Genomic DNA, 17587 nt, shown 5'->3' with positions numbered 1-17587 from the left:
GTCATCTGCCTCCTGTACTTTGTGAAGAACGGTCCGCCACAGCCATTCTTCGACGCCTTGCTGCTTTTGCAGCATTATGATGTCCCTTTTGGGACGGTTATTCGTTTGGCAGTGGATATACTCCAGCCGCCGCCCCGTCTTGAATGCGGGAAGCTAATTCTGAATCCAAGGCAAGCCGGCAGCTTTCCAGCCGGCCTGTGTGCCGCGGTGACGATCTGCGTCCAGCGGCCCCTCAAATCCATCAGAGATATTGTAGCAGTGCGTATAACCGGCTTGGGTCAGCGCGATTGCAGCTGCTTGGCTCCGTGCGCCGGAGCGGCACAGAAAATAGATCGGAGCGCTTTGGTCAAGTCCTTTTTTGACCAGCTGATTTGAAACCGTCGATGCGAAATCCGGATTTGGTCCGCTCGACGGAAAACTTTGCCATTCCGCTAACACAGGTTCTTTGCCGATAGGGCGCAAATCGGGGATGCCGACAAACGCCCATTCCGCTTGTGTGCGCACGTCAACAAGAACAGCGTCCTGTTGTTCGGAGAGCTGCTGAAAAGCCTCCTGCGCGCTGAAATTTCCTGCGTAACCACCCTCAAGTTGCACAGACGCCCCCTTCGATAGCTTTGCGCTATCGGTTATAATTTGCTTATTAGTATTTTCGGAAGGAGTATTAGTCGAACTATCGCTAAGCGCCGTTAAGACTGAACACGTTAATGTATTCGCTACTCGGCCAATGTGACATGTGCTCAGCTATATTTCTGTTTGACTTATACATTGTTTTTCCAAGCACCAGTTTTAGGTTAATCGCCGGTCTTTGCCGCCAGCCGTGTTGTTAATATACAGACAGGGCCTTGTGGGGCAACAGCGTGTTAATACGTTTCTTGGCAGATGCCGGTTTCTGCCCCTGCGTTACCGAATTTCCGTTCCCTGTGTGCAAAGGAACAAATGCTTTTTACCGCAATGACTTTTTGCTCTGAGCGGTCTTGCCACAAATGAAAAACAGCGATTTCAAAAAAAATTTCGGAACAGATACCTTGACTCGTATCGAATCCGGTTTGATCCCGCCGCTTAGATCCTACATACCCATAAGATATTGAAAAATATAAATATTTTTTGACACTCTGATGTGGCGCATTTTTGAAGGTTGTGAAGCTGGAGCGGGCCTATTTCTGTCATCCACAAAATTGCATGGCTAAAAAAAACCCGGCACTGTGGCCGGGTCTTTTGAACGTTGATTTCACGGAAAAATTAGGCGCCAAGTGCCTTGATGCGGGCGTTGAGGCGGGAAACTTTCCTAGACGCAGTGTTTGCATGCATCACGCCTTTGGACGCTGCGCGCATGATTTCCGGCTGGGCTGCCTTGAAAGCGTCGTTTGCTGCGCTCTGGTCGCCAGAAGCGATTGCTTCTTCAACCTTACGCAGGTACGTGCGAACGCGGCTTCTGCGGTCTTTGTTGGTGGCCGTCCGGCGGGCAATCTTGCGGGCCGCCTTCTTGGCCGATGGTGTGTTGGCCATGGGCTCAATCCTGATCGGTAATGGGGACTAGGGTCCGGTGGCGATCGGACCAAGGCGTCAAAGCCGGTAAGACCCGATCAAAAAACAACGGCGGCGGAAGTCCGCCACCGATTGGGCGCTGCTTATAATGGCGCTTGGGCTTGTCGTCAACGGCTTTGTCGTTGATACGCGGAAGATTATTTGTTCCTGAATTGCGGTGACCGTTTCTCCGCAAAGGCGCTCATGCCCTCGTTCTGGTCCTCCAGCGCGAAAAGGGCTTGGAAGACCCGCCGCTCGAACCGCACGCCTTCTGAAAGTGTTGTTTCATACGCCCGGTCGACGCTTTCCTTTGCCATCATCACGACGGGGAGCGAGAAGTCGGCAATTTTCTCGGCGGCCTTCAGAGCTTCCTCCAGAAGGTCGTCGGCGGGAACGATCCGGCTGACAAGGCCGCTCCGCTCAGCTTCTTCGGCATCCATCATGCGACCGGTCAAGACCATCTCCATGGCTTTTGACTTGCCAACGAACCGCGTCAGACGCTGCGTACCCCCTGCTCCGGGGATGACGCCGAGGGTGATTTCCGGCTGGCCGAATTTTGCGGTGTCGGCCGCGATGATGAAATCGCAGAGCATGGCCAGTTCGCAGCCCCCGCCCAGCGCATATCCGGCGACGGCTGCGATGATCGGTTTGCGGTTCCGCGAGACGCGATCAAATGGCGTGATCAGATCGGTCTGGTAGGCGGATGAGAAATTGTGAGGCTGCATTTCCTTGATGTCGGCACCGGCTGCAAAAGCCTTTTCCGAACCCGTGACGACAACGCAGCCGATGCGCTCGTCTTCATCGAAACTGTCAAGGGCCGTGCAAAGCTCTGCGACCAGCGCTGAATTGAGCGCATTCAGGGCTTCCGGCCGGTCCAGAGTGATCAGGCCTACTTTGCCGCGCTTTTCAACGCGGATGTTCTCGTATCCCATAATAATGCGCTCCCAAGACCGGAGGTTGCCGTCATGGACGGCCCCTCGGATATGTCAAACTTACCGGCCATGCCTAACCGACACGAGGCGTGTCTGGCAAGTTTGGCTGAAGGGATAGAGGCCGGACTGTCAGGTTTGGCATTGCGGGCAATAAAAGGTAGAGCGGTTTGATTGCACCAGTCGTGCTACCGTGCCGCTGCAGCCCGGTGTCCGGCAGTTTTCGTTTTCGCGGCCATAGACAGCGAAGGAATGCTGAAAATAGCCAAGCGTACCATCGGTTTGTGTGTGGTCTCGCAAGGATGACCCGCCGGCCTTGATTGCGTCTTCGAGTGTTTCCCGGATGTTGGCTGCTAGGGCGACCGCCTTTTTTGTCGGCTTACCTGATTTCGTCACAATGCTCCCGGCAGAGCGTTCCGGGCTCAGACCACTGCGCCAAAGTGCTTCACACACATATATATTGCCAAGACCTGCAATCAGCTTCTGATTCAGCAAGGCGGCTTTTAGAGGCGATTTTCGACCTTGGAATAGACCGGCAAGCGTTTCCGCACTCAGTTCATTGCCCAAAGGTTCCAGTCCAAGATCCTTGAAAAGCGGATGCGCAGATAGCCTGGCTCGTGGCACAAGGTCCATGAAGCCAAAGCGCCGCGGATCATTATATATAATGCGCGCGGGATCTCCTGTGGCTGTTTCAAGGTGAAAGACCACATGATCGTGCTTGGTGTCCTTGCTGCGGGCATGTGCAAATTTACCGGGAGCACTGTCCTCATAGTCGGCTTCAATGCGGAAAGACCCTGACATGCCAAGATGCATGACCAGAACATCCCCGCTGGTGATATCCGCAAGCAGGTATTTGGATCTGCGGGACAGGGCGGTGACCCGTTTCCCAGTCAGCCGACCAACGAAGTCTTCCGGAAACGGAAAACGAAGATCAGGCCGGTTTTGCTCGACCTTGCGCAGCGTGGCTCCTTCGAATGCGGGCGACAGGCCGCGTTTGACGGTTTCAACTTCCGGCAATTCAGGCATCTGAAGACTGGTCTCCGCTTCGGTTGCGCGCTAAGAGGTCTGACATTCTCACACCGGCCTGCGGCATATGGCGTCCACGGCCGGCAAAGATAGCGCTCGGGCGGTGCTTGTACTATGTTCCGGCGCACTTTGAAGACCTTAAATGGATTTGTGATCCGCCAGAACAACGGCAGCTCGCGAAAAGGTGGGCTGATCTGTTCAAGAACAGGAACGGTGATCAACCGGTGGGCTGAGGCTGAACTGATTGATCTTGGAGACGCATTCATGACGCAACAGGCACGCAGCGGAGCTTCGGACCGGACTCCGGAGGACATGCCGACCAGTTTCGGTTTCACAAAGGTGGCCGAGGGAAGCAAACAGGCGCTTGTGGACGATGTTTTTCACAAGGTTGCTGACCGTTACGACCTGATGAACGACATGATGTCCGGCGGGATGCACCGGGTCTGGAAGGATGCGATGGTCTCGTTCCTTGCACCGCCAAGGGCGGACAAGTCAGGCTGGAAGCTTCTGGATGTTGCCGGTGGCACCGGTGATATAGCAACCCGTGTTGTCAATCGGTCGAACGAAACGGTTTCCGCCGTGGTTTGCGATATCAATGAATCCATGCTCGGTGTCGGTCGCGACAGAGCGGCGAAAGCCGGATTGTCCAAATTGATCACCTTTAGCCAGGGAAACGCAGAAGACCTGCCATTCCCTGACAAGAGTTTCGATGCATATACGATTGCCTTCGGCATCCGAAATGTCCCGGACATCCCGAAAGCATTGCGGGAGGCCCGGCGTGTTTTGAAGCGCGGAGGCCGTTTTCTTTGCCTGGAGTTTTCCGAAGTCGATGTGCCCCTGCTGGACAAGGTCTATGACACCTTTTCCTTCAATGCGATCCCAGTCATGGGAAAGTGGGTGACGGGTGACGGCGATCCCTATCAGTATCTGGTGGAATCCATTCGCAAATTTCCCAGCCAGGAGCGCTTCGCGGAGATGGTTCGGGAAGTAGGATTTGAACGGGTCACCTATCGCAATTATTCCGGCGGTATCGCCGCGCTGCATTCTGGTTGGAAATTCTGATTGATGGCATTTCCGGTTATGTCCCTTTTCCGCCTGATGCGGGCCGGTTTCGTGATGGCGCGCGAAGGCGTGTTCAGCCTCGTCAATCTGCCTGACCTTCCAGCGGGGCCGCGTTTCGGGATCGCGATTGCCCGTCTTTTGGAACGCCGCGCGGTCAAAGACAAAAGTGCAGATCTGCGCCTTTCAGACGCTCTTAATCGCTTGGGTCCTTCTTATGTGAAGCTTGGTCAGTTCCTGGCAACGCGGGCCGATGTCGTTGGCAAAGATGCCGCGCGTGAATTGTCTGCACTGCAGGATCGGCTGCCGGCGTTTGAACATGAGGCAGCGCGGCGGGCAGTTTCCGAACAGCTCGACCGCCCGGTCGACGAAATCTTTGTCGAATTTGGCGAAGCCGTTGCAGCAGCATCCATTGCTCAGGTGCATCCGGCCGTCATAAGGGACAAGGACGGGGTGGATCGTAAGGTCGCCGTCAAAGTGTTGCGTCCGGGTGTATCCCGAAGATTTCAAAGAGATCTGGAAAGCTATTACCTTGTTGCCCGTCTTGCGGAACGGTTCCATCCGCCGTCGCGTCGACTTCGTCCGGTTGCCGTGGTCGATACGCTCGCTCAATCCGTCGCCATGGAAATGGATTTCAGGCTCGAGGCTGCCGCGCTTTCCGAAATGGCAGAAAACATTGCGGAAGACCCGGGCTTTCGGGTGCCAGGCGTGGAATGGCTTCACACATCCAAGGGTGTTTTGACCCTTGAATGGATCGATGGCCGGAAAATGTCCGATGTTGATGGTCTTCGTGAAGATGGCCATGATCTGGAAGCTCTAGGTGCATCCGTCATTCAGAGCTTTCTTCGGCACACGCTGCGAGATGGCTTTTTTCACGCGGACATGCACCAGGGCAATCTATTCGTCGAACCTGACGGCACGCTTGTCGCGGTCGATTTCGGCATCACTGGCCGGCTCAACAAACGTGAACGCCGTTTTCTGGCCGAGATCCTGTTCGGGTTCATCACGCGAAACTACAAGCGCGTTGCGGAAGTGCACTTTGAGGCCGGGTATGTGCCGGCCCATCAGGACGTCGACATGTTTGCGCAGGCGATCCGTGCGATTGGGGAGCCGATCCATGGTCACGATGCCAGCGAGATATCCATGGCCCGACTTCTGACTCAGCTTTTTGAAGTGACCGAACTGTTTGAAATGCGCACCCAGACCCAATTGATCATGCTGCAAAAAACGATGGTCGTTGTCGAGGGTGTTGCCAGGTCCCTGAACCCCAATCTCGATATGTGGCGAACGGCCGAACCGGTTGTCGGCAGCTGGATAACTGAAAATCTTGGCCCGGTCGGAAAGTTCCGGGACGCAGGCGACGCATTGTCGGCACTCGCCCGGGTCGCAAACGACATGCCGTTGTTTGCCGACCGCATCGGTCGCATGTCGGCTGAACTTGAAAAAATGACCAACAGCGGTCTTCGGTTCGATGATGCAACCGCGGAAGCCATCGGCAAGGCAGAAGCAAGGCACACGCGATCCGGCCGACTTGCTCTTTGGGTTATTGCAGTCTGCGCGCTGCTTTTGACTTATCAGGCGCTCTGACCGCTTTGGCAGCGAATTACCGCCCAACCGGTAAGACATGAGCTGCTGTGTAACTGGGTTCGTTTGCGGCTAGGAACCAGTGTTTTCGGTGGGCCAGGCAGACAACAGCGTTGCGCAGGCGTCCATGATATGCCGTTTCAGGATGTCCTGTGCGTCGGCCGTGTTGCGATTGCGCACTGCCGACAAGATGTCTTTGTGATCTTCGAGCCAGTCCCTGGTTTGCGCCGGCAAGACACCATACCCGGCAATATGAATGCAGCATGTCCGTCGAAGCTCTTCAATCAACTTCAATTGTCGCGGCCTGCGTGCAGGTAAATAGAGACTTTGGTGAAAGGCCCAGTCGCCGCTAGCCCAACGGTCTGTGCCCGCATCGATCGAGGAGTGTGCGTAAGCAACTTCAATCGCACCCAGATCGTTTTCCGTCATCTGTTTGATGGCGTGGTGCAGGCAGTCCGTTTCCAACAGCACTCTCAGGTCGTAAATTTCGGATATTTCAGCCGGTTCCAGACTGATGACGCGTGCGCGCCGATTGGGGACGAGGCTGATCATCCCACGAGATGCCAAGAGTTGGAGGGCGTCCCTGACCGGGATCCGGCTGATCGCAAATCGTTTCGCGATTTCACCCTGTTTGAGTTCTTCGCCCGGTCGGAAACGGCCTTCGACAATTTCAGTTTCCAACGTGGCGGCAATCTGCTCAGCGGACATGAACCCTTCCTTCGACCGGCGTCATCATGGACTTGACAAATCTGAAACTCAAGAATGTATAAATGTATACATTTTGGAGATCGAGATGACAACCAACCACCAATACACATCGAAAATTGTCTGGGCCGGGAACCTGGGCGACGGGACAAAAACCTATCGTGGATATGAAAGAACCTGGGAAATCAGAACGCCGGGCAAGTCTGTCGTGCAATGTTCCAACGACCCGTTGCTTGGTGGAAACCCGGCGCTCCACAACCCGGAGGATTTGCTTTTGTCGGCGCTTTCGAGTTGTCACATGCTCTGGTATCTGCATCTGGCCAGCACCGCTGGCATCGCAGTGAGCGCCTATGAGGATTTCCCATTGGGTCTTGGTGAAACGGAGAAAAATGGCGCAGGCCGGTTTTTGCAGGTAATTTTGAAACCGAACATTGTGGTCCCGGCAGGCACGAACCTTACAAAAGCCGATGCAATTCACCACGAAATTCACAACTATTGCTACATCGCCCGTTCGGTTGCGTTTCCGGTCACCTTTGAGGCGACATATCGGGAGCTTTGAACATCAGGAGCGTTCGCCGGTTTCCAATTGTTTCAGGGCAAGGGATTTCGAGACGCTTCGGATCTCTTCCGCAAGAGTGTCGTCGTCTATGGTCCGGGACAACACCATGCCGCCGACGCACAAAGCCGCCAGCCCAATTGCCTTGTCTCTTTTGGTCGGCTCTTCGGGCAAATTGTTTTCAAACAGCCAGATCATTGCCCGCAGCAGGGCCTCATACGCGGACTGAACTTCAGGTGTTGCCCGTGCGACGTCGGATGGCAGAGCGATCATCGGACACTGACCTTCCAGATCACCGAGATGTCTGGTCGAAAGGTAGCTTTCGATCATGTCCCGAACCGTCTGCGGACCGCCATTGACCGGGTCAACACCTGCCTCGTCGCGCCAGGTTTTTCCGCGGCCGTTCAGGAAGGATGCCACAGCCTCTGCATAGAGCTCATCCTTGTTTTTGAAGTGATTGTAGAAACCGCCCCGGGTTAGACCAGCTTCTGCCATAACCGTATCGATAGAGACTTCTGAAAAGCCGTGGCGGTTAAAAAGGATACGTGCGCACTCGACGATGCGCTTGCGCGTTTTGGTTTTGTGTTCTGGGGCGTAAGGCAAATTTGTCTCCCGGACCTGATCTGGAAAGAATATCAGGGACCAAAAAATGTTCTTTAACATAAATTGATTGCGGGCAAGAAAGGCAGATCTTTTTGAAAGAACTCGGATCGAAAAATGGAAAATCTCTTTGAAGTTGCCCCGTACCTCAATGCCTATAGGCCCGGTTTGACAATAGTCGCCGCACTGTCCTTGATCGTCTTGATCCAGAACTTCCTGACCGCTCCGCTTGCCTTTGCCAAAGAGGAGCAGGTCCCTGGCATGCCGCTGCAATTCGACCATACGAAACTGAGCTTTCGCGCGGTTCGAACCTATCAGAACTCTGCCGAGAGCTTTCCAGCCTTTCTGGCTGCCGTCCTGATTGCAATCGTAGCCGGGGTGTCACCGTTGTTGGTGAATGTGGCTGCAGGTGTTTATCTGGCTGCGCGGCTTTTGTTCTGGGGCGTCTACTATGCTGGTGTAGGCAGGGTTGCCGGAGGGCCACGTACGATTGCATTCGTGGTCTGCCTGCTGGCAAATATCGTGATCGTCGTAGCGGCGTTGATCGCCTTGTTTTAACGTTGGCCGCCGGCGGTCTGCTTAGATGGCGGTGACGCGCCGAAGGGTCAGATTGATGCGGCCACCGTTCTTCAAAAGGCTTGATGTTCCGCTCAATATCCGGTCGATCCCGTGAAAGGCGAGCCGGGCTTCTCCACCCAGCACAACAACATCGCCGGACTGAAGGCGGAAGGATCTCGTCGGGTCCTTGCGGGACAAACCGCCAACCCGGAAGGTTGCTGTATCGCCAAGTGAGACCGAAATGACAGGGGCATCGAATGTTTGCTCGTCCCGGTCCTGATGCAGACCCATTCGGGCACTCTGTTCATAATAGTTGATCAGGCAGGCCTGTGGTGGCTGGGCGGTTGGAGCGATCTCCCGCCAGAGCTTTTGCAAGGCGAGAGGAATGCCGGGCCATGGTACTCCGGTATCTGGATGCGCTTGCTGATAGCGGTATCCGTTGATGTCGGAGACCCAGCCAAGCGGGCCGCAGTTGCTCATCTTTACGGAAAAGGCTTTCCCGGTTCGTGGCATCACCGGTTGGAAAAGCGGTGCCTCGGCAACGCATGACCGCACCTCACTCAGAAGCGATTCCTGAGCGGCGCGGTCAAAGTACCCAGGCAAATACTTAAGGCCGTCCGGCCCGCCAAGAGAGGTATTTTGCATTTTTTTGCTCAAGAGCTCGTATCAGTCGCCGCACCCGCCGCACCCGCCGCAACCGGAAGAACTGCAACCACTGGAGCCGCCTGCAGTACATCCTGAACCGCAGCCCGACGACTTGCCACCAGTTGCCTTCTTGAAAAGCGCCAGGAGAACAAACCCAACCAAGGCAACACACAAAACGAAAACGATCGTATGTTCCGTAGCCCAATGCCAGATCATGTTTCGAACCCGTTCCAGCAGCGTGTCGCCAGCTGGAGAGCCATGAGCGAAGGCCAGGCTGCTTCCCAGCAGGAATGCGATGAGCGCGGCGCCTGCGCCAAGCACGGCGCCAGGCAGTGCTTTTACGGTCTCGTAGACGGTCTGAAGCTTATTGGACCATTTCGGTTTGGCGATTATCCAGTGATCTTGTGTATTTAGGCGTTGGAAATGCGGTGATTTCCCGAACCTGACGGAGGCTGGAGGCCAAATGTCAGCAGGCGGTTCTCCGAATTCGCTTCGGTAATATGCCAGCGTTTTGGCGTAGGCGTCGTTAAACAGCGCATTCTGATCTGCACCGCCCTTGGTCGGCATATGGTGCAATGGGCCTCCAAGTGTATCCTTAAAGGGGCCCCAATAATGCTTTGTATAAGTCAAATGCAGGTGCCATGCCTGGTCGACCTCGTCGCTTGGCGTAACCATCCCTGAACCCAGCCTGCTGAGATAAGCAAAGCGCTGATATTCGGTTATAACGCGCAGCGCAAACCCATGGGACCAACCATTGTCCCGTGCCAGTCGTTTTGAAAAAGGAAAATCGGCCTCGACGGCATCTGGATGGCAAGCCGCAATGCGGTTCCACAAATTGGCGTCTTTCATGGATGTATTCCCCTGGAGCAATGCCACATCTGCATGGTGATTTTCTGTAAAATTGACTTTTACGACAATCCGAAATCCGATCTTGGTAACGATCAGGCAAGAAATATCGGTGATGACTGACGATTGCCAGCAAACAGATGTCTTGCAGGCAAAGTTTCATCCACCTATATAGCGATCAAGCTTCGCGCCAAATCCTGAGCATGTGCTCCGGCGCGATCTCCGGGCTGGCCCCGGATTACAAGTGAGAGGAGCCGGACCGACGCCTTCTAGGGTCTGTCTGGTTTGCTAGAAAGAGAGGCAGATATGGCAAAGGTCATTGGTATCGACCTCGGCACGACGAACTCGTGCGTCGCCGTCATGGACGGTAAAGATCCCAAAGTAATTGAAAACGCAGAAGGTGCACGCACCACGCCTTCTATGGTGGCATTTTCCGACGATGGCGAACGCCTTGTCGGTCAGCCGGCGAAACGCCAGGCAGTCACCAATCCGACGAACACGCTGTTTGCGGTCAAGCGCCTGATCGGGCGCCGGTTCGATGACCCGACTGTCGCCAAGGACCAGAAACTGGTTCCCTTCGATATCGTCAAGGCCGACAACGGCGACGCATGGGTTGAGGCAAACGGCGAAAAATACTCCCCGTCCCAGGTTTCCGCCTTCATCCTTCAGAAAATGAAGGAAACGGCCGAGAGCTACCTCGGCGAGACTGTGACCCAGGCGGTTATTACCGTTCCGGCGTACTTCAACGATGCACAGCGTCAGGCAACCAAAGATGCCGGTAAGATTGCCGGTCTGGAAGTTCTGCGTATCATCAACGAGCCGACCGCAGCTGCGCTGGCCTATGGCCTGGACAAGAATGACGGCAAAACCATCGCTGTTTACGACCTTGGTGGCGGCACGTTCGACGTGTCCATCCTGGAAATCGGCGACGGCGTCTTTGAAGTGAAATCCACGAACGGCGATACGTTCCTGGGCGGTGAAGACTTCGACATGGTTCTGGTCGACTATCTCGCAGCTGAGTTCAAGAAAGATCAGGGCATTGATCTGAAGAATGACAAACTGGCCCTACAGCGTCTGAAAGAAGCCGCGGAAAAAGCCAAGATCGAGTTGTCGTCCTCTTCGCAGACCGAAATCAACCTGCCGTTCATCACGGCGGATGCATCCGGTCCGAAGCACCTGACGTTGAAGCTTACTCGCGCCAAGTTTGAGTCTTTGGTCGATGATCTGGTCAAACGCACCATCAACCCGATGAAGGCCGCTCTGAAAGACGCAGGCCTGGCAGCTGGTGAAATTGACGAAGTCGTTCTCGTCGGCGGCATGACCCGCATGCCGAAGATCCAGGAAACCGTGAACACCTTCTTCGGCAAGGAATCGCACAAGGGTGTTAATCCGGACGAAGTCGTTGCTATGGGTGCTGCGATTCAGGCCGGTGTCCTGCAGGGTGACGTCAAGGACGTACTCCTTCTGGACGTTACTCCGCTGTCGCTCGGTATCGAGACGCTCGGTGGTGTCTTCACACGCCTGATCGACCGCAACACGACGATCCCGACCAAGAAGAGCCAGGTGTTCTCCACGGCCGAAGACAACCAGACGGCTGTGACCATCCGTGTCTTCCAGGGCGAGCGTGAAATGGCTGCGGACAACAAGGTCCTCGGTCAGTTCGACCTGGTCGGTCTTCCTCCGGCGCCGCGTGGCGTGCCGCAGATCGAAGTCACCTTCGACATCGATGCCAACGGTATTGTCAATGTCTCGGCAAAGGACAAAGGTACCGGCAAGGAACAGCAGATCCGCATCCAGGCTTCTGGCGGTCTTAGCGACAATGACATCGATCAGATGATCAAGGATGCTGAGTCCCATGCGGATGAGGACAAGAAGCGGAAGGAACTGGTTGAAGCCAGGAACCAGGGCGAGTCGCTGGTTCATTCCACTGACAAGTCGCTGAAAGACTACGGAGACAAGGTCTCCGAAGACGACAAGGCTGCAATCGAATCCGCACTTGAAGAGCTAAAATCCTCGCTGGAGGGTGAAGACCTTGAAGACATCAAGGCCAAAACCCAGGCGCTGGCCGAAGCATCCATGAAACTTGGCGAAGCCATGTATCAGGCGGCACAGGCCGATGCGGAAGCCGGTGGCGAAGGCGGCGAAGAAGCCGAAGCCAAGGCGGAAGACGATGTTGTCGATGCGGACTTCGAGGAAGTCAAAGACGAAGACGACAAAAAGTCTGCATAACTGAAAAACGACAGCCAGCCGTGTCCCGGCTGGCTGTTCAAGTCTGGCGCCGGACGCTTGCTTGCCTGATCACAAGGGCACATGAGCCCGGCGCTTTCGCCGTAATAGAAGCGGGTGGGGCTTTGTCTGGATCAATTGAACATATAACGAGCCCCTCTCGTTCCTGGCGCCGGACCCGTCCAGGCTGCCGACGGTGCAACAACAAGACCGAGAGATCTTGATGTCAAAACGTGATTTCTACGAGGTGCTGGGCGTTTCACGCGATGCGGATGATAAAGCGCTGAAAAGCGCTTACCGCAAAATGGCAATGCAATATCACCCGGACCGCAATCCGGGCGACGGCGAAGCCGAAGCCATGTTCAAGGAAGTCAACGAAGCTTATGACACCTTGAAAGACGGGCAGAAACGGGCCGCCTACGATCGCTTCGGGCATGCAGCGTTCGAAAATGGCGGATTCGGTGGCGGCGGCGGCGCGGGTGCGCAAGATTTTTCCTCCACCATGTCCGACATCTTCGAAGAATTTTTCGGCATGGGTGGCGGGCGTCGGTCCGGTGGCCGCGAGCGCGGCGCCGATCTGCGCTACAATCTTGACATTACGCTGGAAGACGCATTTTCCGGCAAGACGGTTGAGATCGAAGTTCCGACCAGCATCACCTGTGATGACTGTTCTGGTTCCGGGGCAAAACCGGGCACCAGCCCGACTACCTGCCGCACTTGTGGTGGGGCCGGACGCGTGCGTGCGGCACAGGGCTTTTTCACCCTTGAGCGTACCTGCCCGACCTGTCAGGGGCGCGGACAGGTCATCACCGATCCTTGCGAAAGCTGCAACGGGTCGGGACGAAAGACCCAGGACCGTACGCTGTCAGTCAATATTCCCGCCGGCATCGAAGACGGAACCCGAATTCGGCTTGCCGGAGAAGGGGAAGCCGGTGTGCGCGGTGGTCCTGCAGGGGATCTTTACATCTTTCTGTCGATCCGCCCCCACGAATTGTTTCAGCGCGATGGCGCGGACCTCTATTGCCGGGTACCCATTTCCATGAGCACGGCGACGCTTGGCGGACAATTCGATGTGCCGACCGTTTCTGGAGCGACCAGTCGGGTAAAAGTGCCGGAAGGTACGCAGACAGGAAAGCAGTTCCGCTTGCGCGGCAAGGGCATGCCGATCATGCGCACCAGCCAACACGGTGACATGTATATTCAGGTAACTGTCGAGACACCGACGAACCTGACACGCAGGCAAAGGGAACTTCTGGCGGAATTTGAGAAAGAATCCTCCGGTGAGAACCATCCTGAATCTGCTGGTTTCTTCTCCAAGGTGAAGGATTTCATAGACAATCTCGGTGCCTGATAGGCGGGGGCGCCTGTAGATTATCCGTGAGTTTGTGCAATTTGTGCGCCCAGCCGTAGCATCTTCTGACAAGTCCCCCTATATTCAATTTCTGGGTGGAAGTGAGGTAAGATGTTGAAGCGTAGCGGGATTCGCGGGGAACGCCTTCGGGAGAAGATCGTCAAGGCCAATGCCGTCCGGGCAAAAGTGCTCGACGAAATGAAGTTCATACGATCCTGGGCGCAGAACCCGTTGAGGACTGGAGCTGTTACACCCTCAGGTCCCGATCTTGCTGCAAAGATGGCCTCATTCCTGACACCGCGTCCCCATTGCCGCGTCGTCGAGCTTGGACCTGGTACGGGCGCGGTGACCAAAGCGCTGATCGATCGTGGGTTTGCCAACCATCATCTCAACCTTGTTGAATACAGCCCTGAATTCTGTGAGATCCTGAGCCTCAGATATCCAGGTCTGACTGTCTTGCAAGGTGATGCCTATGCCTTGCGCGAAAGCCTTGAAAGTGAAGGCGGATTTTTCGCTGACCGCTCCAACAAGTCGGGCAAGCTTGACGGCATTGTTTCATCCTTGCCGCTGCTGACGAGGCCAGAGCCAGTTCGAAAGGCTCTGTTGGCAGATGCACTCGACATGCTCAAGCCTGGGGCGCCCTTTATTCAGTTTTCCTATGGGCTCGTAGCACCCGTCAAGCCGGACAGTCATGCCGTTTCGGTGTTCAGTTCGGACTGGGTTTGGAAAAACCTGCCGCCAGCGCGGGTCTGGGTTTACCGCAAAGGCCACTAAGCCTCCAAAATTCGTGCACAACGCTCTAGTTACCGTATTCGGGCAAACACCTTTGGCGGTGTTGTCTTATGGTCGACTGTGAACTGGAGATATTAGATGCGCAATCCAAAGATCCTCGTATGTTCCGGCTCTTCCCGGAGCGCTTCGCTGAACGGCAAGCTCGTGGCGCTGGTGGCAAAGAAGTTGGCCATTCTGGACGCAGAAGTCACGCATTTGTCGCTGAAGGAGTATCCCTTGCCGGTCTATGACGGTGACCTGGAAGAAAGCGACGGCGTGCCCGAAAATGCCATTAAACTCAAACGTTTGTTCCATGGTCAGGACGGTATTTTCCTGTCGTGTCCCGAATACAATGCCGGCATCACACCGCTTTTGAAAAACACTCTGGACTGGATAAGCCGCGTCAAGGAGCCGGGTGAAGCCTATAAGAACAAGGTCTTTGCACTCGGAGCAGCTTCACCGGGCGGGTTCGGCGGCATGCGTGGCCTGATCGGCATGCGCACGATCCTTGAGGTCGGACTGGGCGCAATGGTGTTGCCTCAGATGGTCTCCATTCCCCGTGCATCAGGTGCTTTTGACGAGAAGGGCGATCTCACCGATGACCGGATCAGCGGTCAGCTCGACCGGCTGGTGGATGCCCTCTTGCGAGCAACAAGGATCGAGATGTCGCACTGAGGTTGAAACCCGTGCCTTTATTGCTTGTCCCAATGATTGCTTGGAAATGCCGTGTTAGCCGCCTACATAGGGCGGCAGACAAAAGAGACTTATGAGGACTTGATGAGCGAAACGCGCGAACCTGCTCAATGGCACGGTACGACGATCATGATGGTACGCAAGGGCGGCAAGGTTGTCATAGCTGGCGACGGACAGGTGTCTCTTGGCCAGACCGTGATCAAGCACACTGCCCGCAAGGTGCGGCCGCTAGCAAAGGGTGAAGTGATTGCCGGTTTTGCAGGTGCAACAGCCGACGCATTCACATTGTTTGAACGCCTGGAAGCAAAGCTGGAGCAATATCCGGGGCAGCTCATGCGGGCTTGCGTCGAGCTGGCCAAGGATTGGCGGACCGACCGTTACCTGCGCCGGCTTGAGGCGATGATGCTGGTTGCCGACAAAAATGTGTCGCTGGTGCTGACCGGAACCGGTGACGTTCTTGAGCCTGAAGGCGGTGTCATGGGCATCGGCTCCGGAGGCAACTACGCACTGGCTGCCGGTCGTGCACTGGCAGATACGGATTTCGACGCAGAAACCATTGCCCGCAAGGCAATGGCGGTGGCGGCTGAAATCTGCGTCTACACAAATGCCAGTGTAACCGTGGAATCTCTGGACACCGTCGAGTGATTTTCGATGATTTCGTTTCGCCCGGTGACAATGGAAGATTTGCCCCTGCTGTCGGACTGGATGGCAAGGCCGCATTGGCGGGAATGGTGGGGCGATCCGACTGAAGAGCTGGGATACGTCAGGGAAATGCTGACTGGCCAGGACACAACGCGTCCCTATTTTTTCCAGATCGACGGCAAAGAGACGGGTTATATCCAGGTCTGGTTTATCAAGGATCAGAAGAATACCGAATGGGTTGAAGACTATCCCTGGCTGGAGTTGCTGCCTGACGAAGCGGTTGGCGTGGACTTGTCAATCGCCAGTGCAGCGGATCTGTCAAAGGGCATAGGAACCCGAGTTTTGAGTGCATTTGTTGAGAAGCTGCGCCGGGAAGGGTACGACCGGATCATCATTGATCCGGATCCTGCAAATCTGAGGGCCGTCAACGCCTACCGAAAGGCTGGGTTTCGGGAGATCGAGGATCTTCTCGGCCGCACCGACGATTGCTTGCTCATGGAACACAATAATGAAGAAGGTGTGTCGTAAACGATGACCGATTTTTCTCCACGCGAGATTGTTTCAGAACTCGACCGATATATTGTCGGCCAAAAGGACGCAAAGCGGGCAGTGGCGATTGCGCTGCGCAATCGCTGGCGCCGTCAGCAACTTGAAGGGCAGATGCGCGAGGAGGTTCTGCCAAAGAACATCCTCATGATCGGGCCGACCGGAGTTGGCAAGACCGAAATCTCCCGCCGGCTGGCAAAACTTGCCAATGCGCCATTCACCAAGGTGGAGGCGACAAAATTCACCGAAGTTGGCTATGTCGGCCGGGATGTCGAGCAGATTGTCCGCGATCTGGTTGAGGCCGGTATCACGCTGATACGCGATCAAAAGCGGGAGTCAGTGAAGGCGAAAGCCCACGTACTTGCCGAAGAGCGGGTGCTGGACGCACTCGTCGGAGCCAATGCAAGCCCGGCAACGCGCGACAGTTTCCGCACAAAACTGCGCAACGGCGATATGGACGACAAGGAAATCGAAGTCGAGGTCCGTGCACAGGCACAGATGCCTAGTTTCGATCTTCCGGGCATGCCCGGCGCAAGCGTTGGCGTCATGAATGTGTCAGACCTTCTGGGCAAGGCCTTTGGTGGCCAGACCAAGAAGAAGCGGACCACGGTTCGTGAATCTTACGATCTTCTGATCAACGAGGAGTCTGACAAGCTCCTCGATGAAGACAAAGTGGTCGAAGAGGCGATCTCGCTGGTTGAGAATTCCGGTATCGTCTTCCTTGACGAGATCGACAAGATTTGTGCGCGCGAAGGCAGGGCGGGTGGCGACGTGTCTCGCGAAGGCGTTCAGCGAGACCTGTTGCCGTTGATTGAAGGCACTGTGGTGTCTACCAAACACGGCCCCGTTAAGACCGACCATATTCTGTTCATCGCATCAGGCGCGTTCCATGTGGCCAAACCGTCGGACCTCCTGCCCGAACTGCAGGGGCGTCTGCCAATCCGGGTGGAATTGCGTGCACTCAACAAGGAAGATTTCCGGGCGATTCTGACAGAACCTGAAGCAAGTCTGATCAAACAGTATGTTGCGCTGATGGAAACGGAAAACGTCAAGCTTTCCTTCACCGAAGACGCAATCGAGGAAATCGCGTCAGTCGCTGTAGATCTGAATGCCTCGGTTGAAAACATCGGCGCGCGTCGATTGCAGACTGTAATGGAACGGATCCTGGACGAAATCTCCTTCACGGCTCCCGACAAATCGGGCGAGGAAGTTGAGATCTCTGCCGAGTTTGTGAATGAAAACATAGGTGATCTCGCCAAGAACGTGGATCTGTCGAAGTTCATTCTCTAAGCCGGTTGGAAGAAAAGCCGGTTCAGGCAAGCGGCG

Annotated in this window: 19 protein-coding genes; 11 read left to right on the top strand and 8 right to left on the bottom strand. The window is 55.4% G+C overall.

Annotated elements, in window-relative coordinates:
• Positions 1 to 153: 153 nt before the first annotated feature.
• The 4 genes from FIV00_RS29475 to mutM all read right to left on the bottom strand — a co-directional run bounded on the left by FIV00_RS29475 (position 154) and on the right by mutM (position 3479).
• The gene (locus tag FIV00_RS29475) at positions 154 to 594 is read right to left on the bottom strand and encodes a rhodanese-like domain-containing protein (protein WP_152504041.1); all 441 of its coding nucleotides are present in this window, start codon (positions 592 to 594) and stop codon (positions 154 to 156) included.
• 645 nt (positions 595 to 1239) lie between these two features.
• Positions 1240 to 1506: a 30S ribosomal protein S20 gene (gene rpsT / locus FIV00_RS29470; protein ID WP_152504040.1), complete on the bottom strand. Its 267-nt coding sequence runs from the start codon at positions 1504 to 1506 to the stop codon at positions 1240 to 1242.
• A 176-nt stretch (positions 1507 to 1682) separates the two neighbouring features.
• On the bottom strand, positions 1683 to 2456 hold the full coding sequence (locus FIV00_RS29465) for an enoyl-CoA hydratase (protein WP_152504039.1): 774 nt from the start codon (positions 2454 to 2456) through the stop codon (positions 1683 to 1685).
• A 129-nt stretch (positions 2457 to 2585) separates the two neighbouring features.
• On the bottom strand, positions 2586 to 3479 hold the full coding sequence (gene mutM / locus FIV00_RS29460) for a bifunctional DNA-formamidopyrimidine glycosylase/DNA-(apurinic or apyrimidinic site) lyase (protein WP_152504038.1): 894 nt from the start codon (positions 3477 to 3479) through the stop codon (positions 2586 to 2588).
• Between the two features lie 312 nt (positions 3480 to 3791).
• Between mutM and ubiE the strand changes: the two genes are divergently transcribed.
• Positions 3792 to 4541 carry a bifunctional demethylmenaquinone methyltransferase/2-methoxy-6-polyprenyl-1,4-benzoquinol methylase UbiE gene (gene ubiE / locus FIV00_RS29455; protein ID WP_209007122.1) on the top strand — a complete coding sequence of 250 codons (750 nt, stop codon included), beginning with the start codon at positions 3792 to 3794 and terminating at the stop codon, positions 4539 to 4541.
• A 3-nt stretch (positions 4542 to 4544) separates the two neighbouring features.
• The gene (gene ubiB, locus FIV00_RS29450; RefSeq protein ID WP_152504037.1) at positions 4545 to 6125 is read left to right on the top strand and encodes a 2-polyprenylphenol 6-hydroxylase; all 1581 of its coding nucleotides are present in this window, start codon (positions 4545 to 4547) and stop codon (positions 6123 to 6125) included.
• Between the two features lie 69 nt (positions 6126 to 6194).
• On the opposite strand, the gene FIV00_RS29445 is transcribed toward ubiB, so the two are convergent.
• A complete protein-coding gene (locus FIV00_RS29445; protein WP_152504036.1) occupies positions 6195 to 6830 on the bottom strand; it encodes a GntR family transcriptional regulator in 636 nt (211 codons plus the stop codon).
• A gap of 85 nt (positions 6831 to 6915) precedes the next feature.
• Between FIV00_RS29445 and FIV00_RS29440 the strand changes: the two genes are divergently transcribed.
• Positions 6916 to 7386 carry an OsmC family protein gene (locus FIV00_RS29440; protein WP_152504035.1) on the top strand — a complete coding sequence of 157 codons (471 nt, stop codon included), beginning with the start codon at positions 6916 to 6918 and terminating at the stop codon, positions 7384 to 7386.
• A 3-nt stretch (positions 7387 to 7389) separates the two neighbouring features.
• Here the strand turns inward: FIV00_RS29440 and FIV00_RS29435 are convergent, their stop codons facing one another.
• Positions 7390 to 7986, bottom strand: a complete 597-nt coding sequence (locus FIV00_RS29435; RefSeq protein WP_152504034.1) for a TetR/AcrR family transcriptional regulator — start codon at positions 7984 to 7986, stop codon at positions 7390 to 7392.
• A 114-nt stretch (positions 7987 to 8100) separates the two neighbouring features.
• Here FIV00_RS29435 and FIV00_RS29430 point away from each other — a divergent pair, with 114 nt between their 5' ends.
• The gene (locus tag FIV00_RS29430) at positions 8101 to 8541 is read left to right on the top strand and encodes an MAPEG family protein (protein ID WP_152504033.1); all 441 of its coding nucleotides are present in this window, start codon (positions 8101 to 8103) and stop codon (positions 8539 to 8541) included.
• A gap of 21 nt (positions 8542 to 8562) precedes the next feature.
• On the opposite strand, the gene FIV00_RS29425 is transcribed toward FIV00_RS29430, so the two are convergent.
• Together FIV00_RS29425 and FIV00_RS29420 are read right to left on the bottom strand one after the other, a co-directional pair.
• A complete protein-coding gene (locus tag FIV00_RS29425; RefSeq protein WP_152504032.1) occupies positions 8563 to 9186 on the bottom strand; it encodes an alpha-ketoglutarate-dependent dioxygenase AlkB in 624 nt (207 codons plus the stop codon).
• Between the two features lie 21 nt (positions 9187 to 9207).
• Positions 9208 to 10035, bottom strand: coding sequence for a hypothetical protein (locus FIV00_RS29420; protein WP_152504031.1), 828 nt, complete (start codon positions 10033 to 10035; stop codon positions 9208 to 9210).
• Between the two features lie 303 nt (positions 10036 to 10338).
• Between FIV00_RS29420 and dnaK the strand changes: the two genes are divergently transcribed.
• The 7 genes from dnaK to hslU all read left to right on the top strand — a co-directional run bounded on the left by dnaK (position 10339) and on the right by hslU (position 17551).
• On the top strand, positions 10339 to 12261 hold the full coding sequence (gene dnaK, locus FIV00_RS29415; protein WP_152504030.1) for a molecular chaperone DnaK: 1923 nt from the start codon (positions 10339 to 10341) through the stop codon (positions 12259 to 12261).
• A gap of 220 nt (positions 12262 to 12481) precedes the next feature.
• Complete coding sequence (gene dnaJ / locus FIV00_RS29410) at positions 12482 to 13609, top strand: molecular chaperone DnaJ (protein WP_152504029.1); 1128 nt, start codon at positions 12482 to 12484, stop codon at positions 13607 to 13609.
• A 111-nt stretch (positions 13610 to 13720) separates the two neighbouring features.
• Positions 13721 to 14383 carry a class I SAM-dependent methyltransferase gene (locus FIV00_RS29405; RefSeq protein WP_152504028.1) on the top strand — a complete coding sequence of 221 codons (663 nt, stop codon included), beginning with the start codon at positions 13721 to 13723 and terminating at the stop codon, positions 14381 to 14383.
• A gap of 96 nt (positions 14384 to 14479) precedes the next feature.
• On the top strand, positions 14480 to 15055 hold the full coding sequence (locus FIV00_RS29400; RefSeq protein WP_152504027.1) for an NADPH-dependent FMN reductase: 576 nt from the start codon (positions 14480 to 14482) through the stop codon (positions 15053 to 15055).
• Positions 15056 to 15157: 102 nt separating this feature from the next.
• A complete protein-coding gene (gene hslV / locus FIV00_RS29395) occupies positions 15158 to 15718 on the top strand; it encodes an ATP-dependent protease subunit HslV (protein ID WP_152504026.1) in 561 nt (186 codons plus the stop codon).
• Between the two features lie 6 nt (positions 15719 to 15724).
• The gene (locus tag FIV00_RS29390; protein ID WP_152504025.1) at positions 15725 to 16243 is read left to right on the top strand and encodes a GNAT family N-acetyltransferase; all 519 of its coding nucleotides are present in this window, start codon (positions 15725 to 15727) and stop codon (positions 16241 to 16243) included.
• Between the two features lie 3 nt (positions 16244 to 16246).
• Positions 16247 to 17551 (top strand): ATP-dependent protease ATPase subunit HslU, encoded by a 1305-nt coding sequence (gene hslU / locus FIV00_RS29385; RefSeq protein ID WP_152504024.1) that lies wholly within the window; start codon positions 16247 to 16249, stop codon positions 17549 to 17551.
• Positions 17552 to 17587 lie beyond the last annotated feature (36 nt).

The sequence above is a fragment of the Labrenzia sp. THAF82 genome (genome assembly GCF_009363435.1).
Classification (GTDB): domain Bacteria; phylum Pseudomonadota; class Alphaproteobacteria; order Rhizobiales; family Stappiaceae; genus Roseibium; species Roseibium porphyridii.
This window is presented reverse-complemented; position numbering and strand designations above follow the sequence as displayed.

Coding starts and splice junctions, on each gene's coding strand:
- rpsT (WP_152504040.1), bottom strand. CDS start 1,506: ATGGCCAACACACCATCGGCCAAGAAGGCGGCCCGCAAGATTGCCCGC.
- FIV00_RS29465 (WP_152504039.1), bottom strand. CDS start 2,456: ATGGGATACGAGAACATCCGCGTTGAAAAGCGCGGCAAAGTAGGCCTG.
- mutM (WP_152504038.1), bottom strand. CDS start 3,479: ATGCCTGAATTGCCGGAAGTTGAAACCGTCAAACGCGGCCTGTCGCCC.
- ubiE (WP_209007122.1), top strand. CDS start 3,792: ATGCCGACCAGTTTCGGTTTCACAAAGGTGGCCGAGGGAAGCAAACAG.
- ubiB (WP_152504037.1), top strand. CDS start 4,545: ATGGCATTTCCGGTTATGTCCCTTTTCCGCCTGATGCGGGCCGGTTTC.
- FIV00_RS29445 (WP_152504036.1), bottom strand. CDS start 6,830: ATGTCCGCTGAGCAGATTGCCGCCACGTTGGAAACTGAAATTGTCGAA.
- FIV00_RS29440 (WP_152504035.1), top strand. CDS start 6,916: ATGACAACCAACCACCAATACACATCGAAAATTGTCTGGGCCGGGAAC.
- FIV00_RS29430 (WP_152504033.1), top strand. CDS start 8,101: ATGGAAAATCTCTTTGAAGTTGCCCCGTACCTCAATGCCTATAGGCCC.
- FIV00_RS29425 (WP_152504032.1), bottom strand. CDS start 9,186: ATGCAAAATACCTCTCTTGGCGGGCCGGACGGCCTTAAGTATTTGCCT.
- FIV00_RS29420 (WP_152504031.1), bottom strand. CDS start 10,035: ATGAAAGACGCCAATTTGTGGAACCGCATTGCGGCTTGCCATCCAGAT.
- dnaK (WP_152504030.1), top strand. CDS start 10,339: ATGGCAAAGGTCATTGGTATCGACCTCGGCACGACGAACTCGTGCGTC.
- dnaJ (WP_152504029.1), top strand. CDS start 12,482: ATGTCAAAACGTGATTTCTACGAGGTGCTGGGCGTTTCACGCGATGCG.
- FIV00_RS29405 (WP_152504028.1), top strand. CDS start 13,721: ATGTTGAAGCGTAGCGGGATTCGCGGGGAACGCCTTCGGGAGAAGATC.
- FIV00_RS29400 (WP_152504027.1), top strand. CDS start 14,480: ATGCGCAATCCAAAGATCCTCGTATGTTCCGGCTCTTCCCGGAGCGCT.
- hslV (WP_152504026.1), top strand. CDS start 15,158: ATGAGCGAAACGCGCGAACCTGCTCAATGGCACGGTACGACGATCATG.
- FIV00_RS29390 (WP_152504025.1), top strand. CDS start 15,725: ATGATTTCGTTTCGCCCGGTGACAATGGAAGATTTGCCCCTGCTGTCG.
- hslU (WP_152504024.1), top strand. CDS start 16,247: ATGACCGATTTTTCTCCACGCGAGATTGTTTCAGAACTCGACCGATAT.